Here is a 23,929-nt window from a genome sequence, read left to right on the forward strand (position 1 = left end):
CGCGCGGGCCGCGCGCGGCCGGTCCGGGGCCGCCGACCCCGCGCCCGAGACCCGGCGCTCCGCCGGTACCGCCGATCTCTCCGAGGTCTACCTCGCCACCTGCGTCTACGCCGTCTACGACCCCATCACCCGGCGCTGTACGTTCGCCAACGCCGGGCATCTGCCGCCGGTGCTGGTCGAGGAGGGCGAGGACGCGCTGCTGCTCGACGTGCCGCCGGGGATGCCGCTCGGCGTCGGCGGCGAGCCCTTCGAGGAGATCGAGGTCGAGCTGCCGGACGGCGCGCTGCTCGCGCTCTACACCGACGGCCTGGTGGAGTCCCGCGACCATCCGCTGGACGAGGGGCTGCAGGCGTTCCGTACGGCGCTCTCGGGCGCCGACCGCCCGCTGGAGGACGCCTGCGACCATGTGCTGAGCGCCCTGGACACCTCGCACGGCGAGGACGACATCGCGCTGCTGATGGCGCGGGTGCACGGGCTGCCCAAGGACGCGGTGGGCGACTGGAATCTGGCGCCGGAGGCCCGGTCGGTGGCCCGCGCCCGCGAACTGGCCCGCGAGCAGCTCACGGACTGGGGCCTCCAGGAGCTGGTCGACACCACCGAGCTGCTGGTCAGCGAGCTGGTGACCAATGCGCTACGGCACGGCCACGGGGAGATCCGGCTGCGGCTGCTGCTGGACCGCTCGCTGGTCTGCGAGGTCTGGGACGCCGATCTCGCCCAGCCGCGCCGCCGCCGCGCCCGGGACACCGACGAGGGCGGCCGCGGACTCCAGCTGGTCGGTCTGCTGAGCGAGGGCTGGGGCAGCCGCCGCACCCCGCGCGGCAAGACCGTCTGGTTCGAACTCGGCCTGCCCGACGGGGAGTCGCCGGCGGCGGATCCGACGGAAGCGCTGCTGAGTCTGTTCTGAGGAGGGCGGTCGGGACGCGGGGCGCCGGAGGCCGGGCGCTACGGCCCACCGGTCGGGTCAGGCGGCGGTGCGCAGGCGCGCCGCGGCCCGCTCCGCCTCCCGGACCACCCGCGCGGTGTCCACCTCCACCAGCTCGCCCCGTGACTTGCGCAGACGGCCGTCGACGAAGACCTCGCTGACGTTCGACGGCTGCCCGTTGAACACGATCTGGCCGGTCCAGTCGAAGCGCGGGGCGAAGTTGAGCGTGCCGGGGTCCAGGACGACGACATCGGCGCGCTTGCCCGGTGTCAGCGACCCGACGCGGTCCGCCATGCCGATGCACTCCGCGCCGCCCAGGGTCGCCATCCGCAGCACGGCCGGGACCGTCGGATGGATCCCGGCGTCCTCGTGCCGGGCCCGCTGGAGCCCGACGGCCGCCTTCATCACATGGAACATGTCCGAGGTGTCGTTGGTCCCGCCGTCATGGCCGAGCCCGGCCCGCACGCCGTGCCGGTGCAGCGCGGGCAGCGGCATGATGCCCGTCGCCAGCCGCATATTGCTGAGCGGACAGTGCGCCACCCGTACGTCGTGCGCGCCGGTCAGCGCGATCTCCTCGTCGGTGAGGTGGATCGCGTGGTTCATCAGCAGGCCGGGACCGAAGGCGCCGACCGTGCGCAGCGAGCGGATCGGGTCGTCCTTGCGGTCGTCGCGCTGTTCGAGGACATGGGCGTTGAGCATCACGCCGAGCTCGCGGGCGATCTCGTGGAACTGCCGCAGCTGGGTGAGGACCGACATCCCGGGCTCCACCGCCACCTGGGCCGAGGCCAGCGGCAGCGGGTCCAGGAAGTCCTTCTTGGTCTCCCCGATGAGGTGGCGCTCGGCGGCGCGCTGCGCTGCCGCGTAGACGAACCGCAGCCCGGCGTCGTCCAGCGCCCGGATGTAGCGCTCGCCGGTGTCGTACGGGAGGGGATGCACCCAGTCGACGACGGTGGTGACACCGGCGTGGAGGGCGTCGAGGGCCGCGAGATGGACGAAGCGGTACATGTCCTGGGCGTCGATCTTCGGGAGGGCGGCGCGTTCGCAGCCGGCCAGCCAGCCGTTCAGATCCCGGTCCGGGCAGCCGCCGCGGATGCTGCACTGCCACAGGTGGTTGTGCAGATCCACGAACCCCGGCAGCACGAGCTTGCCGCCGGCGTCCAGCACCCGGGCGCCGTGCGGCGCGGCCAGGCCCCGGCCCACGGCCTCGATCTTCCCGGCCCGCAGCAGGATGTCGACGCCGTTCTCCAGCGTGCCCAGGGGGCCGCTGCCGAGATCGGGGTCCATGGTGAGCACCAGGTCCGCGCCGCGCAGCAGCGTGGCGCGGGCGCGGTCCGGGGGCGCCGCGGGGCTCGTGAGCCGGCCGCCGGATTCGGGCGCACCGGCCGCCGCGGCGAGCGGAATGCCGCCGATGCCCGCGAGCACGGTGCGCCGGTTCATCTCCCCGGGAGTCATTCCGTACGGCGCCGGATCTTGTTGCCGAGCCAGACCAGCGGGTCGTACTTACGGTCCGCGGCGCGCTCCTTCAGCGGGATCAGCGCATTGTCGGTGATCTTGATGTTCTCGGGGCAGACCTCGGTGCAGCACTTGGTGATGTTGCAGTAGCCCAGCCCGTGGTCGTCCTGCGCGCTGCCCTTGCGGTCGATACCGGACTCCGGCGCCGCGTCCAGCGGATGCATGTCGAGCTCGGCGATCCGCATCAGGAAGCGCGGACCGGCGAAGGCGGCCTTGTTCTCCTCGTGGTCACGGACGACATGGCAGGTGTCCTGACACAGGAAGCACTCGATGCACTTACGGAACTCCTGCGAACGGCCCACATCCTCCTGCTTCATGCGGTACTCACCGGGCGCCAGCTCCGCGGGCGGCACGAACGACGGGATCTCGCGGGCCTTGGCGTAGTTGAAGGACACATCGGTGACCAGGTCGCGGACGACCGGGAACGCCCGCATCGGCGTGACCGTGATCGTCTCCGTACGGTCGAACACCGACATCCGCGTCATACACATCAGCCGCGGCCGCCCGTTGATCTCCGCACTGCACGAACCGCACTTGCCCGCCTTGCAGTTCCAGCGCACGGCGAGATCGGGCGTCTGGGTCGCCTGGAGGCGGTGGATGATGTCCAGCACCACCTCGCCCTCGTGCACCTCGACCTGGAAGTCCGCCAGCTCTCCGCCGTCCGCGTCGCCCCGCCACACCCTGAAGTGCGCCTGGTAGGCACCGGCTTGTCCGGACTGCTCTTTCCCGTCCTGTACTGCCTGCGGCTCACTCACCGGCTCAGCTCCTCGTCCGTCAGATACTTCGCCAGCTCGTCCTTCTCGAACAGTTCCAGCAGATCGCGGCGGATCGGCGGGGTCTCGCGGCGGGACAGCCGGATCTGGCCCAGGGACGGGTCGGCGGCCCGCGCGTCGCACTGCGGATCGGCGAGTTCGCAGACCAGATTGATGTTGCGCCAGCTCCGGTCCATCGCGGGATGGTCGTCGCGGGTGTGCCCGCCCCGGCTCTCCTCGCGCGCCAGCGCCGCCCGCGCCACACACTCGCTGACCAGCAGCATGTTCCGCAGATCGATGGACAGATGCCAGCCCGGGTTGTACTGCCGGTGCCCCTCCACGCCGGCCCGCCGGGCCCGGACCCGCAGATCGGCCAGCCGCTTCAGCGCCTCGGCCATCTCCCCCTCCCTGCGGATGATGCCGACCAGGTCGTTCATCGCCTGCTGGAGCTCCTGGTGCAGGGTGTACGGATTCTCGGCCGGGCCCCTGTCGCGGCCGGCGGCCTCCTCGGCGTCCCCGGCCTCCTCGGCGCTGAAGGGGCGCAGCGCCTCCGCCTCCGCCGCGTCGATCTGCAACGGGTCGGCCTGCGGCCGGTCGGTCAGCGATGCCGCGTACTCGGCCGCGTGCAGACCCGCCCGGCGGCCGAAGACCAGCAGGTCGGACAGGGAGTTACCGCCCAGCCGGTTGGAGCCGTGCATCCCGCCGGCCACCTCACCGGCCGCGAACAGGCCCGGTACGCCGGTCGCCGCCGCGGTGTCCGGGTCCACGTCCACCCCGCCCATCACGTAGTGACAGGTCGGGCCGACCTCCATCGGCTCGGCGGTGATGTCCACATCCGCCAGCTCCTTGAACTGGTGGTGCATGGACGGCAGCCGGCGCTTGATCACCTCGGCCGGCATCCGGGTGGAGACATCCAGATAGACGCCGCCGTGCGGGGAGCCGCGGCCCGCCTTGACCTCGGCGTTGATGGCGCGGGCGACCTCGTCTCGGGGCAGCAGCTCGGGTGGGCGGCGGTTGCGCTCCGGGTCCTCGTACCAGCGGTCGCCCTCGTCCTCGCTCTCGGCGTACTTCTCCTTGAAGACGTCCGGGATGTAGTCGAACATGAAGCGCTTGCCCTCGCTGTTGCGCAGCACTCCGCCGTCGCCGCGCACGGACTCGGTGACGAGGATGCCCTTCACCGACGGCGGCCAGACCATCCCGGTGGGGTGGAACTGCACGAACTCCATGTTGATCAGCGGCGCCCCGGCCAGCAGCGCCAGCGCATGGCCGTCGCCGGTGTACTCCCAGGAATTAGAGGTCACCTTGAACGACTTGCCGATGCCGCCGGTGGCCAGCACCACCGCCGGCGCCTCCATGACGAAGAAGCGGCCGGATTCCCGTTCGTAACAGAAGGTGCCGGAGACCCGCCCGTCACTCTTCAGTACGCGGGTGACGGTGCACTCCTGGAAGACCTTCAGCCGGGCGTCGTACGCGCCGAACTCCCGCTCGTCCTCCTGCTGCAGCGCGACGATCTTCTGCTGCAGGGTGCGGATCAGCTCCAGGCCCGTACGGTCGCCGACATGCGCCAGGCGCGGGTATTCATGGCCGCCGAAGTTGCGCTGGGAGATCCGGCCGTCCGGGGTGCGGTCGAAGAGCGCGCCCCAGGTCTCCAGCTCCCAGACCCGGTCCGGGGCCTCACGGGCGTGCAGCTCGGCCATCCGCCAGTGGTTGAGGAACTTTCCGCCGCGCAGGGTGTCGCGGAAATGGACCTGCCAGTTGTCGTGCTCGTTGGCGTTGCCCATGCTGGCCGCGATACCGCCCTCGGCCATCACCGTATGGGCCTTGCCGAAAAGGGATTTGCAGATCACGGCCGTCCGCATGCCGGCCTCGCGGGCCTCGATGGCGGCACGCAGACCGGCGCCGCCCGCGCCCACCACGACCACGTCCCATGCCTGCCGGTCCACATGCGCCATCTGGGGGCACACCTTTCCTTAGGAGAAGCTGTCGTAGGAGTAGTTGGGGCAGTTGCCGTCAGAAGAAGCGCGGATCCTCGAACGCCCCGCTGGCCAGCAGGAACACATAGAAGTCCGCCAGCGCCACGCTGATCAGCGAGGACCACGCGAGCAGCATGTGCCGCTCGTTGAGCCTGCCGATCCAGCCCCACAGCCGGTAGCGCACCGGGTGCTTGGAGAAGTGCCGCAGCCGGCCGCCGACGATGTGCCGGCAGGAGTGGCAGGAGACGGTGTACGCCCAGATCAGCACGATGTTGACGAGGAACACCAGGGAGCCCAGGCCCATATGGCCCCAGTGGTAGTGCTCGTCGCGGAAGGTGAGCGCGGTGTCGTACGTCAGCACCCCGGCGACCAGCACCGCGAAGTAGAAGAAGTAGCGGTGGATGTTCTGCAGGATCAGCGGGAAGCGGGTCTCACCGGTGTACTTCTTGTGCGGCTCGGCGACCGCGCAGGCCGGGGGCGAGGCCCAGAAGCCGCGGTAGTAGGCCTTGCGGTAGTAGTAGCAGGTCAGCCGGAAACCCAGCGGGAAGATCAGGATCAGCAGCGCGGGGGACAGGCCCCACCAGCTGCCGAAGATCTCCCAGTTGGGCCCGCCGCGCATGGTGTGGCAGTTCTCCGCCAGGCACGGCGAGTAGAACGGCGAGACATAGGGCGCGTGGTAGTAGTCGGCGTTCGCGAACGCCCGCCAGGTCGAGTAGACGATGAACGCGAGCAGCCCGGCGGCGGTGGCGGCCGGCGCCAGCCACCAGCGGTCGGTGCGCAGATGACGGGCGGGGATGGCGGCGCGCGCGGCGGAGTGCACGCCGGTTGCGCCCGTTGCTGATGAGGGTTCGGTGCCAGTGGCCAACGTCGGTCTCCGTGAAGGGCGCTCCGTCGGGGCGGGGGCGGAAGGTGCACCGCCGGGGCGGGGCGGGACGGGATGAGGGTCGGACGGTGGGGCTTTCTTCGGCGTCAGGGGGCGTGGCCGTTCCTGGAGCCGAGGCCCTCGTCCTCGGCGTCCGTCCACAGCGCGGAGTTGTAGGGGGCGTCGGAGATCGGCACCATCTCTTCGTCGGCGGCGCCCGGACGGCTGGGTGGCCCGGCGGCCACGCTCTGCTTCAGCAGGGCGAGACTCTCGCGCAGATGGTCCGTGTCACTGCGCACCCGGCGGATGTCCAGACCGGCGCCGATCCGCGCCTCCAGTCTTCCCACCGACCGGATCAGTTCGTCCAGGCCGCGTTCAACCGCCGTCAGTTCGTCCTGAAGGGACATAGCACGTGCCCTCACTTTTGAAGGTGTGGTGGGCGATCTCATGCGCCCGAGAGTGTCGCGCGTCACAGTAGGCGTTGGGAAGGGGTCCGGCGCGATTACGACTCGAACCGGTGCGTTTCGGCAACCATGCGCCGCGGCGGAGATCGAACGCCGATACGGGAGCGGGCGGATGTGCGGTCGTTCGTGCCCCTGAAATGTCCCGCCTTTTTCCCGCCCGCGGGCCCGGTGTTGGGCCGGGCGGGTGGCCTTGACGCGGCGGCCGACGTGTCGGGCGGCGGGCCGCGCACCGGTCGCTTTCAGTAGGGGGTCATAGATGTGATGAGCCGCAAAGTCGGCCGAACGTGGTGCGCCGGCCAGCTCTCGGACGGTGCTCGGCGCGGCGCGGGCGAGCCCGGAGGTAACCGTCATGACCGACCACGACCACCCCTCAGGCCGCCGCGCGGTGTGCCGCGGACGCCGCAGTGCCGCGCTCATCGTCGCGGGGGTGCTGCTCCCGCTGCCGGCCCTGACCGGATGCAGCGGCGACGACCGGGAGGCGTCCGTCGCGGCGTCCCAGGACATCGCCCCCGCGCCCCGCGGCGAGCTCAAGAGCGGCGGCACGCTGCGCTGGGCGATCGATGCGATGCCCGGCACCCTGAACGCTTTCCAGGCCGATGCCGATGCGACCACCGCGCGGATCGCCGGCGCGGTGCTGCCCAGCATGTTCACCGTCGACGCCGCCGGCACCCCGCAGCGCAACGCCGACTACCTCGACGCCGCGGAGGTCAGCGCCCGCGCCCCCAAGCAGGTCGTCATGTACAAGATCAACCCCAAGGCGCGGTGGAGCGACGGCACACCGATCACTGCCGCCGACTTCATCGCCCAGTGGAACGCCCTGCGCGGCAAGGACAACGCGTACTGGACGGCCCGCAACGCCGGCTACGACCGGATCGGCAAGGTCGAGCAGGGCGCCGGCCCCCGGGAGGTCAAGGTCACCTTCGCCCGGCCGTATGCCGACTGGCGGTCCCTGTTCACACCGCTCTACCCCAAGAGCGTGATGGGTGACGCCAACGCCTTCAACGACGCCGCGCGTGAGCAGCTCAAGATCGGCGCCGGACCGTTCCTGGTCCGGGAGCGGGACACCGAGGAGGGGCGCGTCGTCCTCGTACGCAACCCGCAGTGGTGGGGCGAGCCCGCCAAGCTCCGCACGATCGTGCTCCAGTCGCTGCCCGGGGACAAGCGGGCCGCGGCGCTGGCCGACGGGAGCATCGATGTCGCCGCGGTCGACCAGATCGCCGCGAAGCGGGTCGCCTCCGCCCTGCGCCCGGCTGCCTCCGGCTCACACAGGAAGCCCGGCTCCGGCAACGCCGGCCCGCAGGATGCCGGTGCGCGGGCCCAAGGACGGTCCAAGGCCAGGTCCGACGCCAAGAGCGCCAAGAGCGCCAAGAGCGCCAAGAGCGCCAAGACCGCCAAGACCGCCAAGACCGCCGCCGCGGAGAACGCGGTACTGCGCGGCTACACCATCCGCAAGGCCCTGGAGCCCGCCTACACCCAGCTCGCCCTCAACGGCAGCAGCGGGCCGCTGGCCGACGACCGGGTGCGCCGCGCGGTGGCCCGCGCCCTCGACCGGCAGGCGCTCGCCGACGTCGTCCTCAAGCCGCTCGACCTGCCGTCCAAGCCGCTCGGCAGCCATCTGCTGATGGCCGGGCAGCACGGCTACGAGGACCACAGCGATGCGCTCGGCGGCCAGGACACCGGCGCGGCCAAGGCGCTGCTCGCCGACGCCGGCTGGAAGGGCGACGGCACCGACCGGCAGCAGGCCGGCGAGAAGCGGGGCGCGTCCGCTCCCCGTGCCGGGCGCGATGCCGACGGATACGGGTACGACGACGGCGACGAGCCGTCGGACGACCGGTACGGGGACGGGCCCGACGGCGACCGGGACGGGTACGACTTCCTCGGCGAGCAGGGCGACGGCCTGTACGACGGCGACGCGGACGGCCGTAATCCCGGACGCCCCATTCCCGGCCACGCCGGCGCGCCCGTCCGGGGCGACCACGAGGCCGGCGCCCGGCCCGCCGCCGCCGAGGCCCCGCTGTCCTTCATCGGCGCGGTCGGCTCCGAGGTGCAGCAGGCCGCCCTGCTGCGGCAGAGCGCCTCGTTCTACAAGGAGGCGGCGGCCAGTGAGAAGGAGGACGCGGACGGTGACACCGGGTCCTCGGCGTACGCGCGGTACAAGCGGTACAAGAAGCGGGCGGCACAGACGCTGACCGCCGCCGAGCTGATCGAGAACGGCCAGGCCCCGCAGCTGCCCGGATCCGGCGGCAACCCGGGCGCCCGGCACATCGGCGCCGCGCGCTCCTACGACGCGCTCCGCGTCGCCGGGCCGGCCGGCGGCAGGACGGCCCGGGTCGCCGCCGTCAAGAAGGACGGCAAGCCGCTCACCCTGCGCTTCGTGCTCCCCGACGGCGCCGGATCCGAGCAGCTGCGCGCCGTCGGCCGCCGGATCGCCACGATGCTCGGCAAGATCGGCGTACAGACCTCCCTCCAGCGGGTCTCCGACGCCAGCTACTTCCAGGACCACATCGCCTCCGGCGACTACGACCTGGCGCTGTACTCCTGGCCCGGCACCGCCTACCCGGCGACCGACGCCCGGCCGATCTACGCCAAGCCGCAGCCCGCGCCGGACGGCTCGCTGACCGTCGAGCAGAACTACACCCGGGTCGGCACCGACCACATCGACCAGCTCTTCGACCAGGCCGCCTCCGAGCTGGACGAGGGCGCCGCGCACACGCTGATGGAGCAGGCCGACGCCCGGATCTGGGCGGCCGCCGGATCGATTCCGCTCTACCAGCGGCCCCAGCTGGTGGCCACGAAGAAGTCGCTCGCCAACGTCGGCGCCTTCGGCTTCGCCACGCCCCGCTTCCAAGACATCGGTTACAAGAAGACAGGGCTTCCCCAAAGCTAACAATCGGTAAGAAACCGCAGGTCAGGTGGTGTGCGCACGGGCTGCGGCGGGTAATGCCGCCGCGGCCACGTACCATGGGGTGAGGCCGTGGCGTGTTTGCCCGGCAGGCGCGCGTACCGGATGGACGTGTCGCCATCCACGATTCCGGGAGAAGCGCCGCCAGTATGCCCACCCGCCACGACATTCGTAACGTAGCCATCGTCGCCCACGTCGACCACGGCAAGACGACCCTCGTCGACGCCATGCTCAAGCAGGCCGGTGCGTTCGCCGAGCACGCCGCAGAGAAGCTCGACGACCGGATGATGGACTCCAACGACCTGGAGCGTGAGAAGGGCATCACGATCCTCGCCAAGAACACGGCGGTGAAGTATCACCCCAAGTCCGGCGGGGACCCGATCACGATCAACATCATCGACACCCCCGGCCACGCCGACTTCGGTGGCGAGGTCGAGCGCGGTCTGTCGATGGTCGACGCGGTCGTGCTGCTGGTCGACGCCTCCGAGGGCCCGCTGCCGCAGACCCGCTTCGTGCTCCGCAAGGCCCTCTCGGCCCGGATGCCGGTCATCCTGTGCATCAACAAGACCGACCGTCCCGACTCCCGGATCGACGAGGTCGTCAACGAGACCTACGACCTCTTCCTGGACCTGGACGCGGACGAGGACCAGATCGAGTTCCCGATCGTCTACGCCTGCGCCCGTGACGGCGTCGCCTCGCTGACCAAGCCGGAGGACGGCACCGTCCCGGCCGACAGCACCAACCTGGAGCCGTTCTTCACCACGCTTCTGGAGCACGTCCCGGCCCCCGAGTACGACGAGTCCGCCCCGCTGCAGGCGCACGTCACCAACCTCGACGCGGACAACTTCCTCGGCCGTATCGCGCTGCTCCGCGTCGAGCAGGGCGAGCTGCGCAAGGGCCAGAACGTCACCTGGATCAAGCGCGACGGCTCCACCTCCAACGTCCGCATCACCGAGCTGATGATGACCGAGGCGCTCACCCGCAAGCCCGCCGAGGTGGCCGGCCCCGGTGACATCTGTGCGGTCGCGGGCATCCCCGACATCATGATCGGCGAGACCCTCGCCGACCCGGAGAACCCGATCGCGCTGCCGCTGATCACGGTCGACGAGCCCGCGATCTCCATGACCATCGGTACGAACACCTCCCCGCTGGTCGGCCGCGGCGGCACCGGTAAGGGCGCGGAGGCCAAGTCCGCGGTCAAGGACCGCAAGGTCACCGCCCGCCAGGTCAAGGACCGCCTGGAGCGCGAGCTGGTCGGTAACGTCAGCCTCCGCGTCCTGGAAACCGAGCGCCCCGACGCCTGGGAGGTGCAGGGTCGCGGTGAGCTGGCGCTGGCCATCCTGGTGGAGCAGATGCGCCGCGAGGGCTTCGAGATGACCATCGGCAAGCCGCAGGTGGTCACCAAGCAGGTGGACGGCAAGACCTACGAGCCGGTCGAGCGCATCACCATCGATGTGCCCGAGGAGCACATGGGCGCCGTCACCCAGCTCATGGGCACCCGCAAGGGCCGGATGGACAACATGTCCAACCACGGCTCCGGCTGGGTCCGCATGGAGTTCGTCGTCCCGTCCCGCGGCCTGATCGGCTTCCGTACGGAGTTCCTGACCAACACCCGCGGTACCGGTATCGCGCACTCCATCCACGAGGGCCACGAGCCGTGGTTCGGCGAGCTGAAGACCCGTAACAACGGTTCGCTGGTCGCCGACCGCGCCGGTGCCGTCACCGCCTTCGCGATGACGAACCTCCAGGAGCGCGGTGTGCTCTTCACCGACCCGGGCACCGAGGTGTACGAGGGCATGATCGTCGGCGAGAACTCCCGCGCCGACGACATGGACGTCAACATCACCAAGGAGAAGAAGCTCACCAACATGCGCTCCGCCTCGGCCGACTCCTTCGAGGCGATCGTGCCGCCGCGCAAGCTGTCGCTGGAGCAGTCCCTGGAGTTCTGCCGCGACGACGAGTGCGTCGAGGTGACCCCGGAGTCCGTGCGCATCCGCAAGGTCGTCCTGGACCAGAAGGAGCGCGGCCGCACCGCCTCCCGCGCCAAGCGGTAACACTTCCGCCGGCCCGGGCCGGTCGACATGATGGGGCGCCCCCTCGCGCGAGGGGGCGCCCCCTTGTCGTACCGCGACGGCACGGCGCCATGCCGCCGACCCCAACTCCGTTCCGGCATACGAGGGTTTTCTCAGGTCTTCGGAGCACCGGCCGTCGCCGCCGAAGTGCGCTACGTCCGGCTTTGCGATCTTATGTGGCCCAGGGCGGACAGGCCCTAGGCACGATCCGGACCTGAGGAGGCTTCATGCGTGGAGCCCTGCGCGCGAAGTGGGGCGTGTGCGCCGCCGCCGTCGCCCTCGCGGCCACGGCCTGCGGCGGGGGGAGTGCGAGCCGTTCCGGGGTGGTCAGCTCGTCCTGGGGGGATCCGCAGAATCCGCTGGAGCCGGCGAACACCAATGAGGTCCAGGGCGGCAAGGTCCTGGAGATGCTGTTCCGGGGGCTCAAGAGGTACAACCCCAAGACGGGGGCCGCGGAGAATGTGATCGCGGAACGGATCGCGACGACGGATTCGCGGAATTACACGGTGACCTTGAAACCCGGCTGGTTCTTCAGTAATGGGGAGAAGGTCACCGCCAAGTCCTTCGTGGATGCCTGGAATTATGGGGCGCTGCTGGACAACAAGCAGAAGAATGCGGCGTTCTTTCAATATATTGACGGCTTCGACCGGGTGCACCCGGCGAACGGCTCACCCACGGCCAAGACGCTGTCGGGGCTGGTGGTGAAGGATGACCGGACCTTTACCGTCAAGCTCAACCAGAAGTTCTCCAGCTGGCCGGACACGCTGGGGTACGCGGCCTTCATGCCGCTGCCGCGGGCATTCTTCCAGGACCATGCCGCCTGGCTGCGGAAGTCGGTCGGTAACGGGCCGTACACCGTCGACTCCTACGAAAAGGGGTCCGTGCTGCGGCTGCGCAAGTGGGAGAAGTATCCGGGGGCGGATCCGGCGCGGAACGGCGGGATCGATCTGCGGGTCTACACGGACAACAACACCGCTTATACCGATTTGCAGGCCGGAAATCTGGACCTTGTGGACGATGTGCCGGCCGCGCAGCTCAAGAATGTCCACAAGGACCTCGGTGGTCGCTATATCAATCAGCCGGCCGGGATCATTCAGACCCTGACCTTCCCGATGTACGACAAGAATTGGGGCGGGGCGAGAAAGGACAAGGTGCGGCGCGGGATCTCCATGGCGATCAACCGGGACCAGATCACCAAGGAGATCTTCCAGAAGACCCGGACACCCGCCACGGACTGGACCTCGCCGGTGCTGGGCGCGGGCGGCGGATACAAGGCGGGGCTGTGCGGGGAGGCCTGTGTGTTCAACCCGGGGAAAGCAAAGCAGCTGATCCAGGAGGGGGGCGGGCTGCCCGGCGGGAAGATGACGATCACGTACAACGCGGACAGCGGTTCCCACAAGGACTGGATCGACGCGATCTGCAACAACATCAACACCTCGCTGGGGAGCGACAAGGCGTGCGTCGGGAATCCGGTCGGGACGTTCGCCGACTTCCGGAACAAGATTTCGGCCAAGGCGTTGTCCGGGCCCTTCCGGGCCGGCTGGCAGATGGACTATCCGCTGATCCAGAACTTTCTGCAGCCGCTGTACTACACCAACGCCTCGTCGAACGACGGGAAGTACAGCAACCCCGCCTTCGACAAGCTGGTCGATGAGGCCAATGCCGCCACCGACACCGCCCGGGCCGTCGCGAAGTTCCAGGAGGCGGAGAAGATCCTCGCCGCGCAGATGCCGGCCATTCCGCTGTGGTACCAGAACGGCAGCGGCGGCTATTCGGACCGGATCAGGAATGTGTCGCTGAATCCGTTCAGTGTGCCCGTCTACAACGAGATCCAGGTCAACTGACCGACCGGTGAGGGAGGTTGGGCTTCATGGGACGCTATGTGATCCGGCGGCTGCTCCAGATGGTCCCGGTGTTCATCGGCAGCACATTCCTGATCTTCTTCATGGTGTACGCGCTGGGCGACCCCGTGGCCGCGATGTTCGGCGACCGGGCACCCGACCCCGCCACCGCCGCGCAGATCCGCCGCGACCTCTACCTCGACCACCCGCTGTGGCAGCAATATCTGCACTACATGGGGCAGATCTTCCAGGGGAACTTCGGGACCGCGTTCAACGGCCAGTCGGTCACCGAGCTGATGGCCTCGGCCTTTCCCGTCACGCTACGGCTGACCATCGTCGCCATCGTCATCGAAATGGTGGTGGGCATCGTGCTGGGAGTGTTCAGCGGACTGCGGCGCGGGCGGGGCATCGACACCTCGGTGCTGCTCCTCTCCCTCATCGTGGTGTCCATCCCGACATTCGTCAGCGGCTATCTGCTGCAATTCGTGTTCGGTGTGCGGTGGGGCTGGGCCGCGCCGTCCGTCGCACCGGAAGCGCCCTGGAACGAACTCCTGCTGCCGGGGCTGGTGCTGGCGCTGGTCTCGCTCGCCTATGTGACCCGGCTGACCCGTACCTCCATCGCGGAGAACGCCCACGCCGACTACGTCCGTACGGCCATCGCGAAGGGCCTGCCCCAACGCCGCGTCATCACCCGGCATCTGCTGCGCAATTCGCTGATCCCGGTCGTCACCTTCATCGGCACGGATATCGGCGCCCTGATGGGCGGCGCGATCGTCACCGAGCGCATTTTCAATATCCATGGCGTCGGGTTCCAGCTCTACCAGGGAATCCTGCGGCAGAATTCGCCGACCGTCGTGGGCTTTGTGACGATCCTGGTGCTGGTCTTCCTCCTCGCCAATCTCCTCGTCGACCTGCTGTACGCCGTCCTCGACCCGAGGATCCGCTATGCCTGAGTCCTACGTACCCAAGGAAGCCATCGGCCACGGCGACGGCGGCTCGGCCGCACTGGCCATCGGCGAGGCGGAGTCGCTGGAGCGCCGGCCGGGCGCCGCACCGCCCGGCGCCGGGCCACCCGCCGGAGTGCCCCTGGGCAAACCGCGCAGCCTGTGGAGCGACGCCTGGCACGATCTGCGCCGCAACCCGGTCTTTGTGCTCTCCGCCCTGGTCATCGTCTTCCTGGTGATCATCGCGATCTGGCCGCAGCTGATCGCCACCGGCAACCCCTACCGCGCGGACCTGGCCAAGGCGCAGCAGGGACCCCAGCCCGGCCACCCCTTCGGCTTCGACACCCAGGGCCGGGACGTCTACACCCGGGTGGTCTACGGGGCGCGCGCCTCCATCACCGTCGGCGTCTGCGCCACGGCCGGCGCCGCGCTGCTCGGCAGCCTGCTGGGCGGGATGGCCGGCTTCTTCGGCGGCTGGTGGGACTCCCTGCTCTCCCGGCTCGCCGATATCTTCTTCGGCATCCCGGTGATCCTCGGCGGCCTGGTCTTCCTCTCCGTCGTCGTCAGCACCACGGTCTGGCCGGTGGTCGGCTTCATCGTGCTGCTCGGCTGGCCGCAGGTCTCCCGGATCGCCCGCGGCTCCGTCGTCACCGCCAAACAGAACGACTACGTCCAGGCCGCGCGGGCGCTGGGCGCCGGCAACGGGCGGCTGCTGCTGCGGCATATCGCACCGAACGCCGTCGCCCCGGTCATCGTCGTCGCCACCATCGCGCTCGGTACGTACATCGCGCTGGAGGCGACGCTGTCCTACCTGGGAGCGGGCCTCAAGCCGCCCACCGTCTCCTGGGGCATCGATATCTCCACGGCCTCCACCTACATCCGCAGCGCGCCGCACATGCTGCTGTGGCCGGCGGGCGCGCTGAGCATCACGGTGCTGGCGTTCATCATGCTCGGCGACGCGGTGCGCGACGCCCTCGACCCCAAGCTGCGCTGAGGAGCGGGACGATGACGGACGAGGACGGGCGGCCCACGGGCGTGGCAAGGGGCACGGCCACGGCGGACACGGCCCTGCTCGACGTGCGGGACCTGCGGGTGGAGTTCCGTACCCGGGACGGCGTGGCGAAGGCCGTCAACGGCGTCAGCTTCCGGGTGGAGCCGGGGCAGACGCTGGCGGTGCTCGGGGAGTCCGGCTCCGGCAAATCCGTCACCGCGCAGGCCGTGATGGGCATTCTCGACTCGCCGCCCGGGTTCGTGACCGGCGGCGAGGTCCTCTTCCAGGGGCGCGATCTGCTCAAGCTGCGCAAGGACGAGCGGCGCAAGGTCCGCGGCGCGAAGATGGCCATGATCTTCCAGGACGCGCTGTCCTCGCTGAACCCGGTGCTCAGCGTCGGCGCGCAGCTGGGGGAGATGTTCCGGGTCCACGAGGGGATGTCCCGTAAGGAGGCCCGTGGCAGGGCCGTGGAGCTGATGGAGCGGGTCGGCATCCCCGCGGCCAGGGAGCGGGTGGGGGACTATCCGCACCAGTTCTCCGGCGGTATGCGCCAACGCATCATGATCGCGATGGCGCTGGCCCTCGGCCCCGACCTGATCATCGCGGACGAACCGACCACGGCGCTGGACGTCACCGTCCAGGCACAGGTGATGGATCTGCTGGCGGAGCTGCAGCGCGAGCTCACCATGGGGCTGATTCTGATCACCCATGATCTGGGCGTGGTCGCGGATGTCGCCGACACGATCGCGGTGATGTACGCGGGCCGGATCGTCGAGACCGCACCCGTCCACCAGCTCTACAAGGCGCCCGCCCACCCGTACACCCGCGGCCTGCTGGACTCCATCCCGCGGCTGGACCACAAGGGACAACGGCTGTACGCGATCAAGGGCCTGCCGCCCAATCTGACCGCCATCCCCCCGGGCTGCCCCTTCAACCCCCGCTGCCCCCTGGCCCAGGACATCTGCCGGACCGACCTTCCGCCGCTCTACGAGGCCGGGCCCGGCCGGGCCAGCGCCTGCCACTTCTGGAAGGAGACCCTCGATGGCGCACGATGACGGCGGCGGACGGCCCCTCGGCGAACCCATCCTCGAAGTCCGCGACCTGGTCAAACACTTCCCGCTCACCCAAGGGGTGCTCTTCCGCAAGCAGGTGGGCGCGGTCAAGGCCGTCGACGGTGTCTCCTTCGACCTCCGCAAGGGCGAAACCCTCGGCATCGTCGGTGAATCGGGCTGCGGGAAGTCCACCGTCGCCAAGCTGCTGGTCGGCCTGGAGCGACCGACGGCGGGCCGGATCCGCTACCACGGCGAGGACATCACCCGGCTCTCGGGACGGGCGATGAGGTCCGTACGCCGCAACATCCAGATGGTCTTCCAGGACCCCTACACCTCCCTGAATCCCCGGATGACGGTCGGCGACATCATCGGCGAGCCGTACGAGATCCACCCCGAGGTGGCCCCTAAGGGAGACCGCCGCCGCAAGGTCCAGGAACTCCTGGACGTGGTCGGGCTCAACCCCGAGTACATCAACCGCTATCCGCACCAGTTCTCCGGCGGCCAGCGCCAGCGCATCGGCATCGCCCGTGGCCTCGCCCTGCGCCCGGAGATCATCGTCGCCGACGAGCCGGTCTCCGCGCTCGANCCTCGCCCTGCGCCCGGAGATCATCGTCGCCGACGAGCCGGTCTCCGCGCTCGATGTCTCGGTCCAGGCCCAAGTGGTCAATCTCCTGGAGCAGTTGCAGAACGACTTCGATCTCTCCTATATCTTCATCGCCCACGATCTGTCCGTCGTACGGCATATCTCCGACCGCATCGCGGTGATGTACCTGGGCCGGCTCGCCGAGATCGGCACCGAGGAGCAGATCTACGACCACCCCACCCACCCCTACACCCAGGCCCTGCTCTCCGCCGTCCCCGTCCCCGACCCGGACGCCCGCGCCCACCGCGACCGGATCCTGCTCGCGGGCGACGTCCCCTCACCCGCCAACCCGCCCTCCGGCTGCCCCTTCCGCACCCGCTGCTGGAAGGCCCAGCAGCTGTGCGCCGAGGTCGTCCCACCCCTGGAAGTACCCACCGCCTTCCACGACGCAAAGGGCCCGGCCCATCACGCCTCCGCCTGCCACTTCGCGGAGGAGCGGCATGTGGTGCCGACGGAGTAGCGCCACGGTAGGAGGTCCGCGGGCGCACAAAGGCCGGAGCCCGCTCCCCGTAGGGGGAAGCGGGCTCCGGGCGGGGCGGTCGCGGCCGGCTAGGCGGTCTTGTCGGACCGGTCGGCCGCCGCCTCCTCGATGGCCGCCAGGGCCGGGTCGAGGATGATGTCCTCGTCGCGGGCCGCGGTCGTCGGCTCCTCGGGGAAGTGGCAGGCCGTGAGGTGGCCGGCCTCGTTGCCGGTGAGCTGGAGGAGCGGCGGCTCCTCGGTCGCGCACTTGTCCTGCGCCTTCCAGCACCGCGTACGGAACCGGCAGCCGGAGGGCGGGTTGACGGGGGAGGGGACGTCACCGGCCAGGCGGATCCGCTCGCGGTCCTCCTCGTCGTTCTCCACCAGCTTGGCCTCGGGCACCGCCGAGAGCAGGGCGTGGGTGTACGGGTGGCGCGGCCGGTTGTAGATGTCGTCGCGGGATCCGACCTCGACGATCTTGCCGAGGTACATCACCGCGACGCGCTCGCTGAAGTGCCGCACGATCGCCAGGTCGTGGGCGATGAACAGGAACGCGATGCCCAGCTCGCGCTGGAGCTTCTGGAGCAGGTTGACGACCTGCGCCTGGATGGAGACATCGAGCGCGGAGACCGGCTCGTCGGCGACGATCAGCTTCGGCTCCAGCGCGAGCGCGCGGGCCACGCCGATGCGCTGCCGCTGGCCGCCGGAGAACTCGTGCGGGAAGCGGTTGTAGTGCTCCGGGTTGAGACCCACGGTCTCCAGGAGCTCGCGGATCCGCTTCTCCCGGCCACCGGGCGGGTTGATCCCGTTGATCTCCATCGGGCCGCCGATGATGCTGCCGACGGTCTGCCGCGGGTTGAGCGAGGCATACGGGTCCTGGAAGATCATCTGGATCTCGGAGCGGACCGGCGCCAGTTCCTTGCGGCCGGCGTGCGTGATGTCCTGACCCGCGTACGTGATCTTGCCGGAGGTCGGCTCCATGAGCCGGGTGAGCAGCCGCCCGGTGGTGGACTTGCCGCAGCCCGACTCACCGACCAGACCGAAGCTCTCACCGGCGTGCACGGTCAGGTCGACGCCGTCGACCGCCTGGACCGCGCCGACCTTCCGCTTGAACGGGAAGCCGCCGTAGATCGGGAAATGCTTGGTGAGGCCCTCGGCGGTGAGCAGCGGCTCGCCCGGCGTGGGCGCGGCGTCGCGAGGCGCCGGGAGGGTGACGTTGTCTGTCATGGTGGTCGCTCCCTAGCCCAGCCGGGGCTTGATCTGCTCGGTGAAGAGGGTCTGCTTCTGCTCGCCGCTCAGGTGGCACGCGGCGGCGCGCCCCAGCTCCAGCAGCGGCCGCTCGTCGGTGCAGCGTGTACCGCCGACCTCGCCGGTGAAGCCACAGCGCGGGTTGAAGGCGCAGCCGGAGGGCGGGTTGAGCAGGCTCGGCGGGGAGCCGGGGATCGGGTGCAGCGCCTCGCTGACGTCCGAGGAGAGCCGCGGCATGGAGCTCAGCAGGCCCCAGGTGTACGGGTGCCGGGGCTGGGTGAGGATCTCCTTGACGGAGCCGCGCTCGACGGCCCGGCCCGCGTACATCACCAGCAGGTCGTCCGCCGTGTTGGCGACCACGCCGAGGTCATGGGTGATCAGGATGATCGCGGAACCGAACTCCTGCTGGAGGTCCTTGAGAAGGTCGAGGATCTGCGCCTGGACGGTGACGTCCAGGGCGGTGGTCGGCTCGTCGGCGATCAGCAGCTGGGGGTTGCAGACCAGCGACATGGCGATCATGGCGCGCTGGCGCATACCGCCGGAGAACTGGTGCGGATAGTCGTCCACCCGCAGAGTCGGCTGCGGAATACCGACCTTGGTCAGCATCTCGATGGCGCGCTGCCGGCCCTCGCGCTTGCTGGCGCCGGTGTGCTTCATGAACGGTTCCGCGATCTGCCGGCCGACCGTGTAGTACGGCGACAGCGCGGTGAGCGCGTCCTGGAAGATCATGGCCATCTTGTTGCCGCGGAGCTTTTCCAGGGTCTTCTCCCTGGCTCCGGTCAACTCCTGGCCGTCCAGGACGATTTCCCCGCTGATCTCGGTGGCCTTCGGGTTGTGCAGCCCCAGGATCGCGAGGTTGGTCACCGACTTGCCGGAGCCTGATTCGCCGACGATGCCGAGTGTCTGGCCGCGCTCCAGATCGAAGGAGAGACCGTCGACCGCCTTGACGATGCCGTCCTCGGTGGAGAACCGCACATGCAGGTCACGAACGGACAGGAACGGGTCGGACCCGGCCGGCACTGTGGTGCCTTCGGTCTTGGTGAGTGTGGTCACTTCAGGCTCTCCTAGGACAGGCGCACGCGCGGGTCGATGAAGGCGTACGTCGCATCCACGATGATGTTGAACACCAGGATCAGGGCGGCGCTGAAGACCAGCACGCCCAGGACCATGGGCAGATCCAGGGTGATGACGGAGTCGATCGCGAGCCGGCCGACCCCGGCCAGCTGGAAGGTGAACTCGGTGATCATGGCGCCGCCGAACAGCGAGCTCAGGTCCATGCCGAGGATGGTCACGATGGGGATCAGCGAACCGCGCCAGGCGTAGCGCATGAAGACGTACGAGCTGGACATGCCCTTGGCCTTGGCCGTCCGGACGTGCTCTTCCTGCAGCTGCTCGATCATCGTCGAGCGGGACATACGGGTGTACTGCGCGGTGAAGATCGTCGCCATCACGAGCCAGGGGAGCAGCAGCCCCATGAACCAGCCCGCGGGGTTGGAGGTGAACTCCACGTACTTGGGCGAGTCCATGAGACCGCTGTAGACGAAGAGGCCCAGCGCGATCGGGCCGAGGATGTAGATCTGGGCCGAGCTCAGCACCATCGAGACGGAGGTCAGCGCCTTGTCCAGGAACGAGCCGCGCTTGTAGGCGGCGAGCAGGCCGGTACCGAGACCCACGGTCAGGAACACCGCGGCGCCGCCGATGGCCAGCGAGGCGGTGGTGGGCAGCCGGTCGATCAGCGTCGACCAGACGTCCTGCTTGGTGGCGAAGGAGTAGCCGAAGCAGGGCGCGCTGCAGTGGCCGATGGAGTAGTCACGGCCGGCGAAGATGCCGACGAGGAAGTCCCAGAACTGCGTCGGCAGGGGCTTGTCGAGGCCGAGGTTCTGGTGGATCAGCGCGATGTTGTCCGCGGTGCAGTTCTTTCCGCAGGACATCGCGGCCGGGTCACCGGCACCGAAGAACACGAAGAAGGTGAAGGCACTGAGCAGGAGAAGGATGACAACAGCGCCGAACGTCCGGCGAAGTAGGAATTGAAGCATGGCAGTTCGCTGCTCTCAGGACGGCGGCGGCAGTGGGCGTGAGGGGTGGCGGGCAAAGGCCCCGGAGGGCGCGCGTTCCGCCGTGTGCGCGCCGTCCGGAGTGCCTTCGTCAGACGAGGTCTGTTCCTGAAGTGGTCGCTACCACTACTTCTTCAGGAACAGGGTGTTCGGGTCGAGGTAGCTGACGTCCAGGTTGTACCGGGCGCCACCGACGTTCGAGCCGTACAGCTGGAGCACCTTGGTGTAGAAGACCGGCGCGGCCGGGTTGACCTTCTCCACGATGTACTGGTGCAGCTTCTGCCACTCCTCGGTCGCCTTGGCGACGTCCGTGATCTTGGAGATGCGGGCGATCTCGGAGTTCACGTGCTTGTCGTTGACGTGGGAGTAGTTCGAGGCGCCGTCCTGGATCGTGGTGCCGTCGTACGACGGCGGGATCACGGTCGAGGCGTCCGGCCAGTCCTGGCCCCAGCCGGTCATGTAGATGTCGAAGCCGTTGTCGACCTTGCCCATCTGCTCGTACCAGGAGGCGGCGTCGACCTCCTTCTTCTGCACGTCGAAGCCGGCCTTGGTCAGCGCGTCCTCGATGACGACGGCTTCCTTCTGGCGCGCCTCGGTGTTGGAGTAGGCGTAGACGAGCTTCATGCCCGTCTTGCCGGCCTCCTTGAGGAGCTTCTTGGCCTTCTCCGGCTCGCCGTTGGGGTGCGTCAGCTTGCCGTAGGGGTCGTAGCCCTTCTTGTAGCCCGCGACGGTCGGGGCGAGCAGACCGCCGGCGATCTCACCGCCGTAGCTGCCGCCGTTGACCCGGACGATCTGCTGGTTCGGCAGCGCGTAGGTGATCGCATCGCGGATCTTCTTGTCCTTGATGCGGTCCATGTTGAAGTTCATCTGCCAGACGTAGGGCTGGTAGCCCTGCACCAGGCGCTTGCTCGCGCTCGGGTTGTCCAGCACGTTCTTCGTCAGCGTGGGGTCGACCGAGTTGGTGAGGCTCACCGCGTTCTTGGCCTCACCCTGGTCGGCCATCAGGCGCTTGGTGGAGTCCGACGCCTGGTGGTTGAAGGTGAAGTTGTAGCCGTCCGGGTACGCGGTGCGCATCGGGTCCGTCTTCGGGTCCCAGTTCTTGTTCCGCACCAGCGACATGGACTTGCCGGACTTGAACGACGCGATCTTGTACGGGCCGGAGGTCACCGGCGCCACGTCGTAGGCGTCCTTGGTGTCCTTGGCGCTGTCCGGGACCACGCTGTAGCCCGGCATCGTCAGCGCGTACGGCAGCTGCGACTGCGGCTGCTTGAAGTGGAAGATGACGGTCTTCTCGTCCGGGGTGTCCAGCACGCTCTTGGGCAGGTGGTCGCCCTTGTACGGACCGTCCGGCAGCGCCTTGCGGTAGGTCGTGCCGGCGCCCGACAGCCAGGTCTGGATGTAGGTCGGACCGTCGGTGATGAACTTGGCGTACAGCCGCTCTATGGAGTGACGGATGTCCTTCGAGGTGATCGGCTTGCCGTCCTCGAACTTGATGCCGTCCTTGAGCGTGTACTTCCAGGTCTTGCCGCCGTCGGACATCTGGCCGGCGTCGGTGGCGAGGTCGCCGACCACCTTCGCGTTGCCCTTGTCGTCCTGCTTGAAGCTGGTCAGCCCGCGGAAGATCAGCTGCGACAGCGCCTTCATGTCGCTGACGTACATCTGGCCCGGGTCCAGGTGGTTGAAGCTGTCACGCTGGTACACGCGGATGGTGCCACCGGAGTGGGCGCCCTTGACGGCGACCGCCGGTCCGGTGGAGTCGGCGGCGGTGCCCATCGGGATCGCCTTGGCCTGGGCCGCGGCGTCGGCGTCCGTCTGCGACTTGTCCTTGCCGGAGCTGCCGCCGCTGCTGCAGCCGGTGAGCGCGAGTGAACCGGCCGCGAGGGCCACGATCACCGCGCGTGCTCTGCGCGTAGAAAGTGCGTTCATGAGTTCCAAGTACCTGCCTGTCAGTTGGTGTCCAGATGTGCTGTCTGACGTCCCGGGCAGGCCCGGCAGGGGTGACAGCAAGCCCCCCTCAAGCGGACGGTCAGCGCCCGGACTTGGGATCGAAGGCGTCGCGTACCGAGTCTCCGAGCAGGTTGAAGCACAGCACGAAGATCAGCATGGCCACGGCGGGGAAGAGCAGGAAGGAGGGGTCGTTCTCGTAGTAACGGGCGCCCGCCTGGAACAGCCGGCCCCAGTCGGGGGTCGGTTCGATGATGCCGACGCCGAGGAAGGACAGGCCCGCCTCTGCGGTCACGAAGAGCGGCAGCATGTAGGTGCTCTGCACCAGCACCGGAGTGACGACATTCGGCAGCAGTTCCTTGCGGATGATCCGCCAGGGAGAGGCGCCGGTGATCTTCGCGGCCTCGACGAATTCCCGCTCCCGCAGGGAGAGCACCTGTCCTCGGAGCAGTCGCGCAAGACCCATCCAGCCCAGGAACCACTGCACGATGATCAGCGCGCAGACCCGCACATAGGTCGGCGTCTCGTCGCCCGGGGGCACGAACAGCGCCACCACGACCGGCATGAAGGCCACGAAGGTCAGCTGGCTCGGGAAGGCCAGCAGGAAGTCGATCACGCGGCTCAGGAAGTAGTCGGCCTTGCCGCCGACATAGCCGGCCGTCACGCCGATGAGAATGCCGGTGATCACGGTCAGGATGGTCACCGCGACGGAGATGCCGAGCGACATCCGCATGCCGTAGATCAGCTGCATGAACACATCGCGGCCGAGGGACGGTTCGATGCCGAACCAGTGCTCGGGGGAGATTCCGCCGTTGGCGCCGGCGGGGTACCCGAACTCATCGAGGAGGTTGGGGTCCTCATTCCCGTAGAGAGTGTACGGGTCCTTGCCGTACAGCGATCCGATCACCGGTGCCAACGCCGCGATGACGAAGAAGGCGAGCACGACGATCGCGCAGACCACGCCGGTACGGTCGCGTTTGAAGCGCGTCCACATCAATTGGCCGGGGGATCGGCCGACGAGCGCACCCCCCTTGCCCTTCTTTTCCTTCTTCAGACCTTCGGGCCCGAGTCCTGGGGTGTCGGACTTGGTAGCCGCGGTCTGGGATGGACTAGTCATCGCGAAGTGCCCCCGCGCCGAGTTCTCTTGGAACGTGAAGCGGCGCCGATTCGCACCGCTGGATGTGCGGACTTTCGCAAGTGATTTATGGCGGAGTCAAGGGGATCGGGTGTGCTTGCGAACAGGTCGTCTACTTCTTGAGCGAAGATTGCGCAGATTGACGCCCTGGCGTGCTTG

General features: G+C 68.9%; 18 protein-coding genes and 1 pseudogene. 9 read left to right on the forward strand and 10 right to left on the reverse strand.

The features are described from left to right. Window positions 1–904, forward strand: a 904-nt coding sequence (locus DY245_RS02525) for an ATP-binding SpoIIE family protein phosphatase (RefSeq protein ID WP_244942789.1), incomplete at its 5' end; no start/stop codon positions are given. Window positions 905–961: 57 nt separating this feature from the next. Here the strand turns inward: DY245_RS02525 and DY245_RS02530 are convergent. The 5 genes from DY245_RS02530 to DY245_RS02550 form a co-directional block, all read right to left on the reverse strand. Then, window positions 962–2,359 (reverse strand): amidohydrolase family protein, encoded by a 1,398-nt coding sequence (locus DY245_RS02530; RefSeq protein ID WP_244942790.1) that lies wholly within the window; start codon window positions 2,357–2,359, stop codon window positions 962–964. Between the two features lie 11 nt (window positions 2,360–2,370). Continuing rightward, window positions 2,371–3,189, reverse strand: coding sequence for a succinate dehydrogenase/fumarate reductase iron-sulfur subunit (locus DY245_RS02535; protein WP_128502993.1), 819 nt, complete (start codon window positions 3,187–3,189; stop codon window positions 2,371–2,373). Beyond that, window positions 3,186–5,138 (reverse strand): fumarate reductase/succinate dehydrogenase flavoprotein subunit, encoded by a 1,953-nt coding sequence (locus DY245_RS02540; RefSeq protein WP_128502995.1) that lies wholly within the window; start codon window positions 5,136–5,138, stop codon window positions 3,186–3,188. Before DY245_RS02540 ends, DY245_RS02535 begins: the two co-directional genes overlap by 4 nt. Window positions 5,139–5,196: 58 nt before the next feature. Next, window positions 5,197–6,024 (reverse strand): hypothetical protein, encoded by an 828-nt coding sequence (locus tag DY245_RS02545; protein ID WP_128502997.1) that lies wholly within the window; start codon window positions 6,022–6,024, stop codon window positions 5,197–5,199. A gap of 104 nt (window positions 6,025–6,128) precedes the next feature. Further along, complete coding sequence (locus DY245_RS02550; RefSeq protein WP_128502999.1) at window positions 6,129–6,428, reverse strand: hypothetical protein; 300 nt, start codon at window positions 6,426–6,428, stop codon at window positions 6,129–6,131. A 406-nt stretch (window positions 6,429–6,834) separates the two neighbouring features. On the opposite strand from DY245_RS02550, the gene DY245_RS02555 reads away from it, so the two are divergent. The 8 genes and pseudogenes from DY245_RS02555 to DY245_RS45720 all read left to right on the forward strand — a co-directional run. Further along, the gene (locus tag DY245_RS02555; protein WP_128503001.1) at window positions 6,835–9,372 is read left to right on the forward strand and encodes an ABC transporter family substrate-binding protein; all 2,538 of its coding nucleotides are present in this window, start codon (window positions 6,835–6,837) and stop codon (window positions 9,370–9,372) included. Window positions 9,373–9,536: 164 nt separating this feature from the next. Continuing rightward, window positions 9,537–11,441: a translational GTPase TypA gene (typA, locus tag DY245_RS02560; protein ID WP_128503003.1), complete on the forward strand. Its 1,905-nt coding sequence runs from the start codon at window positions 9,537–9,539 to the stop codon at window positions 11,439–11,441. A 245-nt stretch (window positions 11,442–11,686) separates the two neighbouring features. Next, the gene (locus DY245_RS02565; RefSeq protein WP_128503005.1) at window positions 11,687–13,303 is read left to right on the forward strand and encodes a peptide ABC transporter substrate-binding protein; all 1,617 of its coding nucleotides are present in this window, start codon (window positions 11,687–11,689) and stop codon (window positions 13,301–13,303) included. 26 nt (window positions 13,304–13,329) lie between these two features. Next, complete coding sequence (locus DY245_RS02570; protein WP_128503008.1) at window positions 13,330–14,253, forward strand: ABC transporter permease; 924 nt, start codon at window positions 13,330–13,332, stop codon at window positions 14,251–14,253. Further along, window positions 14,246–15,238, forward strand: coding sequence for an ABC transporter permease (locus tag DY245_RS02575; protein ID WP_128503010.1), 993 nt, complete (start codon window positions 14,246–14,248; stop codon window positions 15,236–15,238). Before DY245_RS02570 ends, DY245_RS02575 begins: the two co-directional genes overlap by 8 nt. Window positions 15,239–15,249: 11 nt before the next feature. Then, window positions 15,250–16,290: an ABC transporter ATP-binding protein gene (locus DY245_RS02580; protein WP_244942791.1), complete on the forward strand. Its 1,041-nt coding sequence runs from the start codon at window positions 15,250–15,252 to the stop codon at window positions 16,288–16,290. Continuing rightward, the coding region (locus tag DY245_RS45715) for an ATP-binding cassette domain-containing protein (protein WP_244942792.1) at window positions 16,277–16,872 on the forward strand (596 nt) is incomplete at its 3' end. The genes DY245_RS02580 and DY245_RS45715, both read left to right, overlap by 14 nt. A 1-nt stretch (window position 16,873) precedes the next feature. Beyond that, window positions 16,874–17,390 (forward strand): annotated as a pseudogene (locus DY245_RS45720) (oligopeptide/dipeptide ABC transporter ATP-binding protein); the annotation flags it as partial. An 89-nt stretch (window positions 17,391–17,479) separates the two neighbouring features. Here the strand turns inward: DY245_RS45720 and DY245_RS02590 are convergent. The 5 genes from DY245_RS02590 to DY245_RS02610 all read right to left on the reverse strand — a co-directional run bounded on the left by DY245_RS02590 (window position 17,480) and on the right by DY245_RS02610 (window position 23,752). Further along, entirely contained in the window at window positions 17,480–18,616 is a 1,137-nt protein-coding gene (locus tag DY245_RS02590) for an ABC transporter ATP-binding protein (protein WP_128503012.1), read from the reverse strand. A 12-nt stretch (window positions 18,617–18,628) separates the two neighbouring features. Then, on the reverse strand, window positions 18,629–19,690 hold the full coding sequence (locus DY245_RS02595) for an ABC transporter ATP-binding protein (protein WP_128503014.1): 1,062 nt from the start codon (window positions 19,688–19,690) through the stop codon (window positions 18,629–18,631). An 11-nt stretch (window positions 19,691–19,701) separates the two neighbouring features. Then, window positions 19,702–20,673, reverse strand: coding sequence for an ABC transporter permease (locus tag DY245_RS02600; protein WP_128503016.1), 972 nt, complete (start codon window positions 20,671–20,673; stop codon window positions 19,702–19,704). 144 nt (window positions 20,674–20,817) lie between these two features. Beyond that, window positions 20,818–22,617, reverse strand: a complete 1,800-nt coding sequence (locus tag DY245_RS02605) for an ABC transporter substrate-binding protein (RefSeq protein ID WP_128503018.1) — start codon at window positions 22,615–22,617, stop codon at window positions 20,818–20,820. A gap of 100 nt (window positions 22,618–22,717) precedes the next feature. Continuing rightward, the gene (locus DY245_RS02610) at window positions 22,718–23,752 is read right to left on the reverse strand and encodes an ABC transporter permease (protein WP_128503020.1); all 1,035 of its coding nucleotides are present in this window, start codon (window positions 23,750–23,752) and stop codon (window positions 22,718–22,720) included. Window positions 23,753–23,929: the final 177 nt, after the last annotated feature.

The organism is Streptomyces inhibens, assembly GCF_003389455.1.
Taxonomy (GTDB): domain Bacteria; phylum Actinomycetota; class Actinomycetes; order Streptomycetales; family Streptomycetaceae; genus Streptomyces; species Streptomyces inhibens.